Source organism: Streptomyces sp. NPDC048416, assembly GCF_043200435.1.
Lineage (GTDB): Bacteria > Actinomycetota > Actinomycetes > Streptomycetales > Streptomycetaceae > Streptomyces.
In genome coordinates, this window is record NZ_JBICXU010000018.1 from 128,099 (window position 1) to 142,856 (window position 14,758).

Below are 14,758 nucleotides of genomic sequence, written 5' to 3' on the forward strand. Positions count from 1 at the left end.
CGGATGGGACGTGGCCATGGCTCAGGGAACCGCTCCCGCCACCGTCGCCCCCGGGACGGGGCACGAACGGCGGACCGTACTGGTCGCCATCGGCGCGCTGCTGCTCGGCATGCTGCTCGCCGCGCTCGACCAGACCATCGTCTCGACCGCGCTGCCGACCATCGTCAGCGAACTGGGCGGGATGGAGCACCTGTCGTGGGTCGTGACCGCGTACATGCTGGCGTCCACCGCCGCCACCCCGCTCTGGGGCAAACTCGGCGACCAGTACGGCCGCAAGAAGCTGTTCCAGGCGGCGATCGTCATCTTCCTCATCGGCTCCGCGCTGTGCGGCGTGGCGCAGAACATGGGGCAGCTGATCGGCTTCCGCGCGCTCCAGGGGCTGGGCGGCGGCGGCCTGATGGTCCTGTCCATGGCGATCGTCGGCGACCTGGTCTCGCCCCGTGAACGCGGCAAGTACCAGGGCCTGTTCGGCGCGGTCTTCGGCGCGACCAGCGTGCTCGGCCCGCTGCTCGGCGGCTTCTTCACCGAACAGCTCAGCTGGCGCTGGGTGTTCTACATCAACCTGCCCATCGGTGTGATCGCGCTCCTCGTCATCGCCGCCGTGCTGCACATCCCGGCGCGCGGCACCCGGCACACCATCGACTACCTGGGCACCCTGCTCATCGCCTCCGTCGCGACCTGCCTGGTCCTGGTCGCCTCGCTCGGCGGTACGACCTGGGCCTGGGGCTCGGCGCAGATCATCGGGCTCGCGGTGCTCGGCGTGGTGCTGCTCGTCGCGTTCGTCGCGGTGGAGCGCAGGGCGGTCGAGCCGGTGCTCCCGCTGAAACTGTTCCGCATCCGTACGTTCACCCTGGTCGCCCTCATCAGCTTCATCGTGGGCTTCGCGATGTTCGGCGCGATGACGTACCTGCCGACGTTCCTCCAGGTCGTCCAGGGCATCTCGCCGACCATGTCCGGGGTGCACATGCTGCCGATGGTCCTCGGCATGCTGCTGACCTCGACGGCGTCCGGCCAGCTCGTGTCGCGCACCGGGCGGTGGAAGGTCTTCCCCATCCTGGGCACGGCGGTGACGACGGTCGGGCTGCTGCTCCTGCACCGGCTCACCGAGACGAGCCCCACCTGGGAGATGAGCGTCTACTTCTTCGTCTTCGGCGCGGGCCTCGGCCTGGTCATGCAGGTCCTTGTCCTCGTCGTCCAGAACGCCGTCGACTACGCCGACCTGGGTGTCGCCACCTCCGGCGCCACCTTCTTCCGCTCCATCGGAGCCTCGTTCGGTGTCGCGATCTTCGGCACGGTCTTCACCAACCGGCTCACCGGCAAGCTCTCCGACGCCCTGGCAGGACAGCGGCTCCCGGCCGGGGTCGGTCCCGGCACCATCTCCGCCGACCCGCGCGCCATCGGCCAACTCCCGCCCGCCGCACGCCAACCCGTGCTGCACGCGTACGCGTCCTCCATCACCGACGTCTTTCTGTACGCGGCCCCGGTCGTCCTCATCGCGTTCCTGACCGCGTGGTTCCTGAAGGAGGACAAGCTGCGGGGCGCGGTCACCGCGCCCGACACCAGCCAGACCCTCGCCTCGAACCCCGTCGAGCGGTCCTCGTACGACGAGTGCGCGCGGGCCCTTTCGGTACTCGGCACGCGCGAGGGCCGCCGCGCGATCTACGAGACGATCACGAAAAAGGCGGACCTCGACCTCCTGCCCGCGGCGAGCTGGCTGCTCCTGCGCATCTACAAGTACGGGTCGGCCGAGCCCGGGGTGCTGGCGCAGCGCAGCCCCGTACCGCTGCATGTGATCACCGAGGCGGCCCGCCAGGTGGAGGAGCGCGGGCTTGCCCGGCGCGAGGGCATGCCGATGGTCCTCACGGAGCGGGGCCGCCTGCTCGCGGTCCGGCTGTCCACGGCGCGCGAGGAGTCGCTTGCCGAACTGCTCGGCGACTGGTGGGGCCCGGACCGCCCCACGGACCTGGTGAAGCTGGTGTCGGAGCTCTCCTCGGAGCTGTCGGGCTCCGACACCGAGCAGCCGTCCGGGCCCGCGGTACGCCAAGACCCCAGGACGTGAGGCACCCCGCCCGCCACGGTCCCGCCCGCCACGGTCCCGCCTGTCACGGTCCCCGCCTGTCACGGTCCCGCCCGTCACGGTCCGTTCCGCCACAGCCCGCCCACTCCATATCCCGTACAGCCCCCGCAGGCCGTACAGCCCCCGCAGGCCCCGCAGGCCTCGCAGCCCCCAAAGCCCCCACAGGTCCTCCGGGCCGGGCTCTACAGCTCCTTCGCGAACCAGCGCTCCCGGTAGGGGCCCTCGCTGTACGGGGCCACCTCGCGATAGCCGTGCTTCGCGTACAGCCCGCGCGCCTCGACCAGGTCGTGCCGCGTGTCCAGCGCGAGCCGGCGCGCGCCGAGGCGCCTGGCCGCGTCCTCAAGGGCGTCGAGCAGCGCCCCGCCGCCCCCGGTTCCGCGCGCGAAGGGCCGGACGAAGACCCGGGTGAGCTCGGCGGTCGCGGGAGACGTCCCGTCGATGACGGGTGCCTGCGCGAGCAGCAGCACACCTCCGCACGCAGCGGGCCGGCCCCGGTACCGGCCGACCACGAAGTCGCCGGTGGGCAGGGCCAGTTGATCGGCGCCGTCGTCGGTGAGCCCCTGCTCGATCTCCGCGGCGGTGGCGGGCCGCCCGTACCACCGGCTCGCCACCTCGTCGTAGTACTCGCGGCGCAGCAGGCTCGCGTCGGGGGTGTCGGGCCGCTCAACAGCCATGATCCAGCTCATGGCCCCTGCCTACCCCGGTGGCCGGGGCCCCGGCCACCGAATAAAACCGGCCGGGTGCCCTGGCCACCGATCCCTTGTGCCTTACGCCGTCCGCCGCTTGAGCGTCTTCGACGTGACCGCGATCCCAGTGAGCACCGCCGTCGCCAGGGTGCCGAGGACGGCGATGACGACGGCACCGACGTTCAGGTGCAGTCCCACGTCGGACGAGGTGGCCTCGGACAGGCCCGCCGCCATGCCGGCCAGCGGGGGCAGCGTGACCAGGACACCGAGGGCGGCGCCGGTCACGACGACCAGGACGGTCTCGCCTGCCGAGGTGAACAGAAGTTGGCGGACGGTGCCGCCGGCCGACTTCAGCACCCCGAAGTCGCGGCGCCGGCCGTGGGCCGCCATGGCCATGGAGTTGGCGACGGCGATCACGCTGTAGCCGACGGCGATGACGATCAGCATCGTGGCAAGGGAATCGGTCAGTCTGGCGTCGGTGTTGTAGTCGGCCAGGGCGAACGCGGCGGCGTCGTGCAGCGCGACACCCGGGACCGCGTTCGACGCCTTGGCGCCGACCGGCACGAAGATGTCGTCGGTGAGCGCGGCCGGGTCGTGGGCGCGGACCAAGCCGCGGGAGACCACGAAGTCACCACGGGCCGGGTCGTCCGGCAGCACCTTCGAGACGGTGAGCCCGACCGTGGCGCCGTCCGCGAACCGGACCGCAACTTCCTGGCCCTGCTTCAGACCCAGGTCGCGGGCCGTCTTCCGGCCGAGGACCACCTCCCCCTGCTTGTCCCACTGGGGGTCCCGGCTGCCCAGGGCGTCCACGACGGTGGCCGCACCGGCGGCCCCGCTGTCCTGCGCCTTCTTCGTCTCGACGAACGCGCGGGTCGGCAGGGCTGCCTTGCCGACCGGGTTGGCGGCGACGACCTCGTCGGTGTTGCCCGGGGTGCCGTCCGGGGTGACGATCGTCTGTCCCGCGATCTTCAGCGCCTGACCGGCCGGGTAGGCGACCCGCATCGTCTCGACCATGCCGCTGAGCAGCACCGCGAAGCCGACGGCGGCGATCACCGGGGCCACCAGGGAGGCGGCGCGGCGGGGGTTGGCGACCAGCTCCGCCCGGATCAGGACCGGGGCCGCCCTGCCGCCACGCTGGAACGGAGCCGTCAGGAGCCGGCCGACCGGGCCGACGAACACAGGGGCGAGCAGCGCGGCCGCGACGATCAGCGTCATCGTGGCGAAGATCGCCCTGTTGACGCGGTTGTCGGCGCTGGAGGTGGCGGTGCTGATGGCGAGCAGCACACCCAGGCCCAGAACGCTCAGACCGGCGATCCAACGGCCGCGGCCCATCCCCTTGTTGGCGGATCGGCTGTCGAGCAGTGCCTCGATCGGGGCGACCCCGGCGGCCTTGCGGCCGGCGGTCCAGGCACCGATGACGCTGACGCCGATGCCGATCACGGAGGCCACCAGGAGCGGCCAGAACGCGAGGGTGATCTCCATGTCGGGCGCGGTGACGTCCAGGCCTTCGAGGATCGAGAGCAGCAGCGGCGACGCGGCCACACCGACCACGCAGCCGACGACCGAGCCGGCCAGGCCGACCACGGCGGCCTCGCCGAGGATCATGTGGCGGATCTGCTTCGGCGATGCGCCGATGGTGCGAAGGAGACCGATCTCGCGGCGGCGCATCCCGGTCGAGAGGACCAGCATGGAGGCGACCACGAACACGGTGGTGAACAGGCCCAGGAGGGCCATGGCACTGATCAGCTGGACGCCGAGGAAGCGCTTGTGCTCGATGTGCGCGGGCTGTAGCGCGGAGCGTTGGTCACCGAAGACCACGCTGCCGTTGTCGCCGAGCACCTTCTTCGCGGCGGCCACGATCGCGCCGGTGTCGGCGCCCTTGCCGGGGATCAGGGCGATGTCGCGGACACCGGGCTGCTGCTGTGCGGCGAATGCCTCGCTGAAGTAGTAGCCGGGCCCGTCCACGGTGCCGACGACCTCGAACTGCTTCCGGCCCTGAGTGATGTTGACGGTCAGCTCGCTGCCCACGGCCGCACCGAGGGCGCGGTCGACCACGACCTCGTCCGCGGCGGCGGGCGCCCGGCCGGAGACGAGCTTGTACGGAGCCATCCGCGCGCTGGAGAAGCCGTGCCCGGCCTCCAGGGCGCCCTCGTCGGTGACGGGTTTGCCGCCCTTGATCGCCTGGGCGTAGAAGGAACGGTCCACGACGGCTTCGGCGACGCCCGGAACCTTCTTGAGGCCGGAAACCAGCGGCTCCGCCTCGGACTTGCCCCAGGGCATCCGGTCCTCGGCGCTGCCGGAGACGTCGACGGCCTGCTGCGGCAGGGCGAGGGCCGCGGTGCCCTCGTAGCGGGGCTGGACCTTGGCCTTGGCGGAGTCGTAGATGACCAGGGTGGTGGTGATCAGGGCCACGCCGACCAGGACGGCGACGAATGCACCGAGGAAACCGGACCAGCGTTCACGGACGTTCGCAAGGATCAGCATGCCGGTCGGGTCTCCAGCCGTGCCATGTGCGTGGCGATCGCGGCGGCGTTGTGCACGCCGGCCTTGCGGTCGAGCGGCATGCGGTCGACGATCCGGCCGTCCTGGAGGAAGACGACCGCGTCGGTGTGGGCCGCTGCCGCCGGGTCGTGCGTGACCATCAGGGTGGTCTGGCCCTCTTGGCCGACCAGCATCCGCATCATCCGCAGCACCTCACGGGAGGCGGCGGTGTCCAGGGCGCCGGTCGGCTCGTCCGCGAAGAGGACGTCGGGGCGGGTGACGAGGGCACGGGCGAGGGCTACGCGCTGTTGCTGACCGCCGGAGAGCTCACTGGGGCGGTGCCCCGCACGGTCGGCGAGTCCCACGGAGGCGAGCGCCTGCTCGACCTGCTCGCGGCTGACCCTGGTGCCGGCGAACCGGGAGGGCAGCTCCACGTTCTGCGCGGCCGTCAGGGACTCGACCAGGTTGAAGGCCTGGAACACGAAACCGACGTGCTTGCGGCGCAGTTCGGTACGTTCCCTCTCGTTCTGCTGTCCGATCTCCACCCCGGCCAGCACGATCCTGCCCTCCGACGGCTGCTCCAGACCGGCCGCGCACTGCAACAGGGTCGACTTGCCGGAACCGGATGGGCCCATGATCGCGGTGAAGGTGCCGCGAGGGAAGCTGAGGGAGACGCCGTCCAGGGCAGTGACCCGTCGTCCGCCGGTGCCGTGGACCTTGCGCACCATGTGCAGCTCGACCGCGTCCCGGGTGGGGGTGATGTGACTCGTCGTCGTCATGCATCGATTGCACCGGTGCGGGGGTGGCCGGGGCACTGGCCTGCTCTCTACTTCCGAGGTAGAGCCAGCTGTACCGCCGGGCACGGGAAGCGTCCGGCGCGGCGCGCCCCGTGCGCGCGGCCCACCCCTTGCCACCGGCACTTCTTGGGGACTTCGGGGCGCCGCTACGGCGGGACGCGAGGCGGCAGAGACGTCGTGAGCCGACGGAGATCCGGAAGAGGCCGTCTGGATACGTTGGGCGCATGCAACCCACAACGGCCTGGCAGGCCATGGCCCAGCGTCCGCTGAGCTTTCTGGCCTCCAGCTGGCCCTGGCGGTCCGTCGCGTATCTGAGCGGAGGTGTCCTGGTCGGCGCCGCGGCGGTGCCGGTCTTCGCCCTCGGCCTGGCCGCGGGCCTGGTGCTGCTCGTCGTGCTGATCGGTGTCGCCCCCCTGGTCGGTCTGATACTCGCCTCCACCGTGGTCGCCACGGTGGAGCGCCGCCGGCTGCGGCTCGTCGACCTGGACCAGCTGTCCGACCCGCACCGGCCACCGGAGGTGCCGGGCCTGCGCGGCCGGCTCGCGACCCGGCTCAAGGAGCCGGTCACCTGGCGGGAGTTGCTGTTCACCCTGGTGTCGGCCGCGGCCCTGTGGTGGCTCGACCTGCTGGTGCTCGGCTTCTCCTTCGGAGTGCCGGCCACGCTGATCGCCTCGACCTCCGGCGACACCTGGCCATGGACGGTGTTCGGCGTGCTCGTGCTGCTTGCTTCGCCCTACACGGTGACCTCGTGGGCGGGCGCGCGCGCCGCCATGACGCGCACCTTCCTGGCGCCGCGCGACCAGGAGCTCGGAGAGGAGCTGCGCGAGGTGCGCGCCTCGCAGACCCGGCTGCTCGACGCCTTCGATGCCGAGCGGGTCCGCATCGAGCGCGATCTGCACGACGGTACCCAACAGCGCCTGGTGTCCCTGGGGATGACCCTGGGCCTGATGCGCATCGAGGCCGACGAGGGCTCCGCGCAGGACGAACTGATCGCCCAGGCGGAAGCTCAACTCTCCATCGCGCACGCCGAGTTGCGCGCCCTGGTCCGGGGTCTGAACCCGCCGGTCCTCGCCGACCACGGCCTCGTCGCGGCGATCGAGGACTACGCGGGACGCTTCCCGATCCCGGTGACGGTGGACCTGAAGCTGCCCGAGCGGCTGCCCAGGAAGCTGGAGACGACGATGTACTACCTGATCAACGAGGCCATGACGAACATCGCCAAACACAGCGGCGCCACGAGCGCCGAGGTCCACGGCCGTTACCATGACGACCTGTTGATCCTCGACATCAAGGACGACGGCCGGGGCGGGCTCGACCCCACGGGCAGCGGCGTGACCGGTCTCGCGGACCGGGTCGCCGCGCTCGACGGCCGGATGCGGGTGTCGAGTCCGGTCGGTGGTCCCACCCTGTTGCACGTGGAGGTTCCGTGTCGCTTCGCCTGATCGTGGCCGAGGACGCCGTGCTGTTGCGCGAAGGCCTGGTCGGACTGCTGGAGCGGGTCGGCCATGACGTGGTGGCGGCGGTCGGTGACGCCGACGCCCTCGTCTCGGCGGTGCGCGCCGACCGCCCCGACCTGATCGTCACGGACGTCCGGATGCCGCCGTTGCTCCGCGACGACGGACTGCGCGCGTCGGTCGGGCTGCGCGCGGAGTTCCCGGGCCTGCCGGTGCTTGTGCTCAGCCAGTACGTGGAACGCTCGTACGCGCTGCGCCTGCTGGACTCGGGCGGCGGCGCCGGGGTGGGCTATCTGCTCAAGGAACGGGTCAGCGCGGTGGTGGACTTCACGTCAGCGATCGAGCGGGTCGCCGCCGGCGGCACGGTGGTGGACCCCGAGGTCATCCAACAGCTGGTCCAGCTCCGCCAGGACCCCCTGGAGCGGCTCAGCGCCCGCGAGCGCGAGGTGCTCTCGCTGATCGCGGAGGGCCGCACCAACGCGACCCTGGCCAAGCATCTGTTCATCAGCGAGGCGGCCGTCAACAAGCACATCGGCAACATCTTCAACAAGCTGGACCTGCCGGTGGCCACCGAGGGCCACCGCAGGGTGCTCGCGGTGCTGGCGTATCTGCGGGCGTGAGTGCGTATCTGCGGGCGTGAGTGCCCGGCACGTCGGTACGGGCCCATCGGTACGAGCCCCTCGGTACGGGCACGGAGGACGCAGACGCCGCGGACGGCCGGGCCCGAGGCCCGACGGAGCGGGGTTCAGGCCTTGGGCGCCGCCTGCTGCACGACCTCGAAGGACCACAGCGTGGACCCGGAGGCGGCGGGCTTGGGCCGCTCGCCGCCCTCGCCCTGCGCCCCGCCGTGCGCGCCGCCGCCCTCGCCCCGGGGCCCGCCCTGCGCCCCGCCGTGCGCGCCCCGCATCGACGTGGCCATCCAGTTCTGGAAGTCCTCCTCGCTGCGCCACCGGGTGTAGACGAGGTACTGGTCCGTGCCCTCGGCGGGGCGCAGCAGCTCGAACCACTCGAAGCCGTCGGAGTTCTCGACCGATCCCGCCCGCGCGGCGAACCGCTTCTCCAGCACCTCGCGCTGGTCGTCCGGCACGGTCAGTACGTTGATCTTTACGACGCTGGGCACGCGACACCTCTCGTCAGAAGGACGCCGGGGCGGCGCCTTCGCCTCGTCCATCTGCGATCAGTGTGCTACACAGCTTCCTCTCGGGCGCCAAAGGGTGGCGGCGGGGCGACAGGGAGGTCGCGTTGACAGAGGTCAAGGGGTTCACCGGGCACGCCCATGCGATACGGGAGCTGGCGGAGCGCCGGCTGCCGCAGCTCGGCGCCGGGGCGGACGGCGGGCGCGACGGCGTCGCCGGTGACTTCGTGAGTTCGCCGGCCGGTCTGTGGCTGGCGCTCGGCGCGATCGCGGCCGGGGCGCGCGCCGAGACCGCGGACGAACTGCGCGCGCTGCTCGGCGTGGCCGGGGGAGAGGCCGCCGAAGCGGTCACCGCGGCCACCCGCGACCTGCGGGCCACCGACGCGCTCACCGTGGCGACCCGCGCGTGGGCCACGGCTCCGTTGTACCGCGCCTACCGCGACGCGCTCGGGGACCTCGCCTTCGGCGGCGTCCCGGAACAGGCCGAGGTCGACGCGTGGGTGCGGGAGGTGACCGGCGGACTCATCGCGAACCTGCCCGTCACGCTCGACCCGGACACACCGCTCTCCATCGTCAACGTCCTTGCACTGAAGGCCCGTTGGGAGCACCCGTTCCACGAGTGGGACACGCGCCCGGCGCCGTTCACCGATGCCCTGGGCGTCGAGCACGAGGTGGCGACCATGCACGGCGCCGTCGAGCCGGCGGACGCGTGGCGGGCGCCGGGCGGCGTACGCGTCGTCGAACTGCGCACCGCGGGGGCTGCCGGTGCCAGGGTGCGGTTCCTGCTGGGCCCGCGCGGCGCCGGCCCCCGTGAGGTCATGCCTGCCGCCTGGGCCGAGGAGCGCGCCGCCGTGCGCGCCGACGAGGTACGCCTGGCGCTGCCCCGTCTTACGCTGCGCACCCGCGTGAACGTGACGCGCCAACTGCCCGCGCTGGGCGTGGAGTTCGCCACCCATGACGTACTGGCCGACTTCTCCGGGATGTCACCCGAGCCGTTGCACGTCGGCCAGGTGGTGCAGGAGGCCGTTCTCGCCGTCGCCGAGGAGGGCGTCGAGGCCGCCGCCGTGACGGTGGCGACCATGGACTGGATGGGCGGCGACGAAGAGCCCGTCCGCATCGAGACGATCGCCTTCGACCGCCCCTTCGGAATCGTGGTCCTCGACGCGTCCGGCGAGGTTCCCCTCTTCACCGCCTGGCAGTCCGCCGCGCCCGCGTCCGACGCGCAGTGAGCGCGCCCCCGCCCGCGAGTACCGCGAGGACGGCCCCCACCGTCAGGAGCCAGGCGGGCACGCCTCCCACCGTCATCAACTGATCGCTGTACCAAGCCTGTTGGAAGCCGGTGTCGCTGGATGCCCGGCGGATGTCGTGGTCGGCGCTGATCTCGGCGGGCCGGGGGAAATACTGGGTCAGGGCCGTCACGTACACCGAGGGCGCGTGGCCCGTCAGCTCGCCCAGCGCGCCGCCCGGGGCCGCGACCCGGCCCGCGAACAGCGTCCGGGGCTCCTCGCCCCCGATGGCGGACGCCGTCTCCATCCGGTGCGCACCCAGCACGTACAGGTTCAGCGTCTGCGGATTCTTCGCCAGGCGGGAGAGCCGCATCGGGTAGACCGGGTGCTCGCTCGCGAACGTCAGACTCAGCGGATCGAGCGGCCCGCCAAGCGTCTGGCCGGGCTGGTCGGGGGCGAGCCGGATCGCCACGTACTCCCACTTCTGCGCGACGTAGGGCTTCAGTTCGGTGGCGAGGGCGGGCGGCAGCTGAAAGCCGTTGGCCGCCAGCCAGTTCCGCAGCGCCGTCGGATCGGATGCGGTGAGCCGGGCCACGTCGAACGGGCCGAGCCGTTCCCTGCCGATCACTTCCACGGGCGGCTCGGCCGACGGGCGCGCGGCACCGTCGCCCACGCCGCGGTCCTTCGCGAACGGCCAGTCGCCGTCCCTGGGCCAGAAGTAGGAGCGGGTGCGGTGCACGGGCGCGGCGATCTCCTCCAGCTGGTCGAAGAGGTGCCGGTCGCCCAGTTTCACCGTCGCCCGGCTCGGCACCGGCATGATCCATGCGGCCCGCGGCGCGTCTCCGTCGACGGTGAGGCGCATGACGATCTGCTCGTCGTGCCCGTCCCACCGGATGGCCGAGGTCTCCTGCTTCACGCTCAGCCGGCTCCCGTTCTGCGGCACCATCGCCCCGCAGCCGCAGGCGTACGCGGGTGCCACCAGCGAGCCCAGTTGCAGTGCCACGAGCGCCAGCGCCACCAGCAGTGCCCGCCGCCACCGTTCCCGCGCGTCCCTCATGCCCTCGTACCCCCGTGTGACCGCTCCGACAGGTGATCGACCAGTCGGCCGACGGGAGCTTACGACGACGGAGCGGGGCCCGCGGTTCCGGTACGGCGTTGCGGCCCGGCCGGACCCGCGGTCAGCTGTCCGCGCCGGCGCCGCCCAGCGCCGCGACGTGCCCGGGTATCGCGATGTCCGCGGGCAGTGCGGGGTCCGCCTCCGGCGCCCCGAAGCAGGTGCGCACGGGGATCACCCCGGCCCACAGCCCGAGCTCACCGTCGGGCCCCTCCGCGTCGTCGGGCGGCCCCGATGCCACCTTGACGGACGCCTCGTCGAGCGAGAGCGCGAGCAGCGAAGTGGCTGCCAGCTCCTTGGAGTTGGGGCGCCGCGCGTAGTCCCACCGCCCCGGCGCGCAGTGCTCGGTCAGGACCTTGAGCCCGTGCAGGAGCTCGTCCTGCTCGGTGACCAGCCGGGGCACGGCGTACACCATCGCGCTGCGGTAGTTGACCCCGTGCTCGAAGACCGACCGGGCGAGCACGAGCCCGTCGACGTGCGTGACGGTCACGCACACGGTGGCCTGCGGCGCCCGCACCACGCTGCGGCCGGCTGCATGGGGCGGCATGGGGTTCCGGGAGGAGGCGTGGGGTGGCATGAGTCCCGGGAGGAGACAGGGGCGGGGTGTAGGGGGAGTGGCCCCTGCCTCCCGGTTCCGGGTGGGTCAACTACGTGTCACCCGGAGGCCCTTGATGCCGTTCAGCCAGGCCGAGCGGAGGCGGCGGGGGTCGCCCGCCAGGCGCAGGTCGGGCAGGACGTCGGCGATCGCGTTGAAGATCAGGTTGATTTCGAGGACCGCCAGGGACTTGCCCAGGCAGAAGTGCGGGCCGCCGCCGCCGAAGCCGAGGTGGGGGTTGGGGTCCCGGGTGATGTCGAAGCGCTCCGGGGCATCGAAGACCTCGGGGTCGTGGTTGGCGGAGGAGTAGAAGATGCCGACGCGGTCGCCCGCCTTGATCTTCCGGCCGCCCAGTTCGGTGTCCTGGGTCGCCGTGCGCTGGAAGGCGACGACGGGGGTGGCCCAGCGCACGATCTCCTCGGCGGCGGTCGCGGGGCGCTCGCGTTTGTAGAGTTCCCACTGATCGGGGTGGGTCAGGAACGCGTGCATGCCGTGGCTGATGGCGTTGCGGGTCGTCTCGTTGCCCGCCACCGCGAGCAGGATGACGAAGAAGCCGAACTCGTCCGAGAGCAGATTGCCCTCGCCCTCGGCCGCCACCAGCTGCGACACGATGTCCTTGGCCGGGCACTCCTTGCGCGCCGCCGCGAGGTTCATCGCGTACGAGACCAGCTCCATCGCCGCCTCGGCGCCGATCTCCTCGGTGATCGCGTACTCCGGGTCGTCGTACGCCGCCATCTTGTTGGACCAGTCGAAGATCTTGGTCCGGTCCTCCTGGGGCACGCCGATCAGCTCGGCGATGGCCTGGAGGGGGAGTTCGACTGCGATGGTGGTGACGAAGTCGAAGGCGCCGTTGTTCTTGTCGGCCTCGGACAACGTCGCGTCCACGATCGAGCGGGCGCGGGCGCGCAGTGCCGCCTCCAGGGAGCGGATCGCGCGCGGGGTGAAGCCGCGCTGGACGATCTGGCGGACCCGGGTGTGCTCGGGCGGGTCCATGTTCAGCATGATCAGCTTCTGGACGTCGATCTGCTCGCGGCTGATCGACTCGTTGAAGCGGATCACCGCGGTGTTGGTGGTGGAGGAGAACAACTCCGGGTGCGTGGACACGTACTTGACGTCGGCGTGCCGCGTCACCGCCCAGTAGCCGTCGTCCTGGAAGCCTGCGATGCCGCTCGGCTGGGCGCACCACCAGACCGGGGCGGTCTGTCGCAGCTCCGCGAACTCCGGGTGCGGTACGCGGGATTGGAGCAGGTCGGGGTCGGTGAAGTCGAACCCGTCGGGCAGGTGGGGGCAACGCATCGGCCACTCCATGTCTGACGGACCATCAGAAGGTGGGGGAAAGGTAGTAACGGGTTCTACAACAAGCAAGGCTCACGGCAGCATCTGTTGCGCACCGAACTGCCCACCCGAGCGGTGCACAACCCTTGCGTACCCGGGGTAGCTCTCATAAGACTGCACTCAGAACTAGAACGCGTATCAGTTCGTGGCCGTGCGGTGCCGGGACACCCAGCGGCTGTGTCAGGAGAGGACGAGCTCATGGCCGCGGAACCCGTCATCGTCGAAGCCGTACGCACGCCCATCGGCAAGCGCTCGGGCGCGCTCGCCAATCTGCACCCCGCCTATCTGCTCGGCGAGACCTACCGCGAACTGCTCGGCCGCACCGGCATCCACGCCGACTGCGTCGAACAGATCGTCGGCGGTACGGTCACCCACGCCGGCGAACAGTCCATGAACCCGGCGCGCAACGCCTGGCTCGCGGTGGGGCTTCCGTACGAGACCGCCGCGACCACCGTCGACTGCCAGTGCGGCTCCTCGCAGCAGGCCAGCCACATGGTCGCGAACATGATCGCGGCGGGGGTCATCGACGTCGGCATCAGCTGCGGCGTGGAGGCGATGTCGCGGGTGCCGCTCGGCTCCGGCTCCAAGCACGGCCCCGGCAAGCCGTGGCCCGACGAATGGAACGTGGACCTGCCCAACCAGTTCGAGGCGGCGGAGCGGATCGCCCGCAACCGGGGCTTGACCCGCGAGCGGGTCGACGCGCTCGGTCTGCTCTCGCAGGAGCGGGCGGCGGTCGCCTGGGGCGAGGAGCGCTTCAAACGCGAGACGTTCGCCGTGCAGGTGCCCACGACGGAGGAGGAGCAGGCGGCGGGCCAGGGCATGTGGCGGCTCGTCGACCGTGACGAAGGGCTGCGCGACACCTCGATGGAGGCACTGGGCCGGCTCAAGCCGGTGATGCCGACGGCGGTGCACACGGCGGGCAACTCCTCGCAGATATCGGACGGTTCGGCCGCGATCATGTGGGCGTCCAAGCGGATGGCGCGTGCGCTGAAGCTGAAGCCGAGGGCGCGGATCGTGGCCCAGGCGCTCGTCGGAGCCGACCCGCACTTCCACCTGGACGGCCCGATCGACGCGACGCGGGCGGTGCTCGGCAAGGCGGGGATGTCCCTGCGGGACATCGACCTCGTCGAGATCAACGAGGCGTTCGCTTCGGTGGTGTTGAGCTGGGCGCAGGTCTTCGAGCAGGACCTGGAGAAGGTGAACGTGAACGGGGGTGCGATCGCGCTCGGGCATCCGGTGGGGGCGACCGGGGCCCGTCTCATCGCGACGGCGCTGCACGAGCTGGAGCGGCGGGACAAGGAGTTCGCGTTGATCGCGATGTGTGCGGGTGGGGCGTTGGCCACGGGGACGATTATTCAGCGGTTGTAGTGTCTGCGTCTGCGCGGCGGGGCGGGGTGGTTCGGTGCAGGGCGGTGCGGTGCGGCCGCGCCCGCCCGGCCCCGGCCCGCGCCGTGGGCCCTTGTCGATCGGCTGCGGGCCGTGCGGGGCAGGTTGCGCAGTTCCCCGCGCCCCTTGGTGGGGCGGCCGTCCCTCGGGTGCGGACCGTGGTCGCTTCTCGCGCAGTTCCCCGCGCCCCCAAACTCCCTCGCGCCTGCGGGGCGTGGGCGCTTCTCGCGCAGTTCCCGCGCCCCTGGACCCCCTTCCGGCCGCGGAGCGTGGATGGTTGCTCGCGCAGTTCCTCGCGCCCCTGACTACTCGATGCGGGCCTGCATGGGCATGTTCAGCCTGTCCGGCGATTGAGGACGAGCGCCGTTCAGGCGCGAAACGGGGGTGCAGGGGGCGGAGCCCCCGCATGGGGTCTGGGGCGGAGCCCCAGGGGTCGGCTCATTCAATGCGCTGTACGGGCGGGTGGGTGGGA

General features: G+C 71.7%; 11 protein-coding genes and 1 pseudogene. 5 read left to right on the forward strand and 7 right to left on the reverse strand.

The features are described 5' to 3' along the window. Positions 1 to 16: 16 nt before the first annotated feature. A complete protein-coding gene (locus tag ACGFW5_RS22550) occupies positions 17 to 2,059 on the forward strand; it encodes a DHA2 family efflux MFS transporter permease subunit (RefSeq protein ID WP_393836057.1) in 2,043 nt (680 codons plus the stop codon). 200 nt (positions 2,060 to 2,259) lie between these two features. Here ACGFW5_RS22550 and ACGFW5_RS22555 read toward each other — a convergent pair whose 3' ends face one another. From ACGFW5_RS22555 to ACGFW5_RS22565, 3 genes are all read right to left on the reverse strand, one after another. Further along, entirely contained in the window at positions 2,260 to 2,763 is a 504-nt protein-coding gene (locus ACGFW5_RS22555; protein ID WP_393836058.1) for a GNAT family N-acetyltransferase, read from the reverse strand. A gap of 81 nt (positions 2,764 to 2,844) precedes the next feature. Then, positions 2,845 to 5,247, reverse strand: coding sequence for an ABC transporter permease (locus ACGFW5_RS22560; protein ID WP_393836059.1), 2,403 nt, complete (start codon positions 5,245 to 5,247; stop codon positions 2,845 to 2,847). After that, positions 5,241 to 6,023 (reverse strand): ABC transporter ATP-binding protein, encoded by a 783-nt coding sequence (locus tag ACGFW5_RS22565; RefSeq protein WP_393836060.1) that lies wholly within the window; start codon positions 6,021 to 6,023, stop codon positions 5,241 to 5,243. The genes ACGFW5_RS22560 and ACGFW5_RS22565 overlap by 7 nt, the downstream gene beginning before the upstream one ends. Positions 6,024 to 6,265: 242 nt before the next feature. Here ACGFW5_RS22565 and ACGFW5_RS22570 point away from each other — a divergent pair, with 242 nt between their 5' ends. Beyond that, positions 6,266 to 7,483 (forward strand): sensor histidine kinase, encoded by a 1,218-nt coding sequence (locus ACGFW5_RS22570; protein WP_393836061.1) that lies wholly within the window; start codon positions 6,266 to 6,268, stop codon positions 7,481 to 7,483. After that, positions 7,483 to 8,115 carry a response regulator gene (locus ACGFW5_RS22575; RefSeq protein WP_393836081.1) on the forward strand — a complete coding sequence of 211 codons (633 nt, stop codon included), beginning with the start codon at positions 7,483 to 7,485 and terminating at the stop codon, positions 8,113 to 8,115. The genes ACGFW5_RS22570 and ACGFW5_RS22575 overlap by 1 nt, the downstream gene beginning before the upstream one ends. Before the next feature lie 125 nt (positions 8,116 to 8,240). Here ACGFW5_RS22575 and ACGFW5_RS22580 read toward each other — a convergent pair whose 3' ends face one another. Next, positions 8,241 to 8,615 (reverse strand): antibiotic biosynthesis monooxygenase family protein, encoded by a 375-nt coding sequence (locus tag ACGFW5_RS22580; protein ID WP_393836062.1) that lies wholly within the window; start codon positions 8,613 to 8,615, stop codon positions 8,241 to 8,243. Positions 8,616 to 8,737: 122 nt separating this feature from the next. On the opposite strand from ACGFW5_RS22580, the gene ACGFW5_RS22585 reads away from it, so the two are divergent. Next, positions 8,738 to 9,859: a serpin family protein gene (locus ACGFW5_RS22585; RefSeq protein WP_393836063.1), complete on the forward strand. Its 1,122-nt coding sequence runs from the start codon at positions 8,738 to 8,740 to the stop codon at positions 9,857 to 9,859. Here the strand turns inward: ACGFW5_RS22585 and ACGFW5_RS22590 are convergent. The 3 genes and pseudogenes from ACGFW5_RS22590 to ACGFW5_RS22600 all read right to left on the reverse strand — a co-directional run bounded on the left by ACGFW5_RS22590 (position 9,816) and on the right by ACGFW5_RS22600 (position 12,861). Beyond that, a complete protein-coding gene (locus ACGFW5_RS22590; RefSeq protein ID WP_393836064.1) occupies positions 9,816 to 10,913 on the reverse strand; it encodes a DUF2330 domain-containing protein in 1,098 nt (365 codons plus the stop codon). The genes ACGFW5_RS22585 and ACGFW5_RS22590 overlap by 44 nt on opposite strands. A gap of 121 nt (positions 10,914 to 11,034) precedes the next feature. Then, positions 11,035 to 11,502, reverse strand: a pseudogene (locus ACGFW5_RS22595) (pyridoxamine 5'-phosphate oxidase family protein); the annotation flags it as partial. A gap of 111 nt (positions 11,503 to 11,613) precedes the next feature. Beyond that, a complete protein-coding gene (locus tag ACGFW5_RS22600; RefSeq protein WP_393836065.1) occupies positions 11,614 to 12,861 on the reverse strand; it encodes a cytochrome P450 in 1,248 nt (415 codons plus the stop codon). 237 nt (positions 12,862 to 13,098) lie between these two features. Between ACGFW5_RS22600 and ACGFW5_RS22605 the strand changes: the two genes are divergently transcribed. Beyond that, positions 13,099 to 14,268 (forward strand): steroid 3-ketoacyl-CoA thiolase, encoded by a 1,170-nt coding sequence (locus ACGFW5_RS22605; RefSeq protein ID WP_393836066.1) that lies wholly within the window; start codon positions 13,099 to 13,101, stop codon positions 14,266 to 14,268. The last annotated feature ends 490 nt before the right edge of the window (positions 14,269 to 14,758 follow it).

Excerpts from the sequence above, each read along its gene's own strand:
- ACGFW5_RS22550 (WP_393836057.1), top strand. The coding sequence starts at position 17 with ATGGCTCAGGGAACCGCTCCCGCCACCGTCGCCCCCGGGACGGGGCAC.
- ACGFW5_RS22555 (WP_393836058.1), bottom strand. The coding sequence starts at position 2,763 with ATGAGCTGGATCATGGCTGTTGAGCGGCCCGACACCCCCGACGCGAGC.
- ACGFW5_RS22560 (WP_393836059.1), bottom strand. The coding sequence starts at position 5,247 with ATGCTGATCCTTGCGAACGTCCGTGAACGCTGGTCCGGTTTCCTCGGT.
- ACGFW5_RS22565 (WP_393836060.1), bottom strand. The coding sequence starts at position 6,023 with ATGACGACGACGAGTCACATCACCCCCACCCGGGACGCGGTCGAGCTG.
- ACGFW5_RS22570 (WP_393836061.1), top strand. The coding sequence starts at position 6,266 with ATGCAACCCACAACGGCCTGGCAGGCCATGGCCCAGCGTCCGCTGAGC.
- ACGFW5_RS22590 (WP_393836064.1), bottom strand. The coding sequence starts at position 10,913 with ATGAGGGACGCGCGGGAACGGTGGCGGCGGGCACTGCTGGTGGCGCTG.
- ACGFW5_RS22600 (WP_393836065.1), bottom strand. The coding sequence starts at position 12,861 with ATGCGTTGCCCCCACCTGCCCGACGGGTTCGACTTCACCGACCCCGAC.
- ACGFW5_RS22605 (WP_393836066.1), top strand. The coding sequence starts at position 13,099 with ATGGCCGCGGAACCCGTCATCGTCGAAGCCGTACGCACGCCCATCGGC.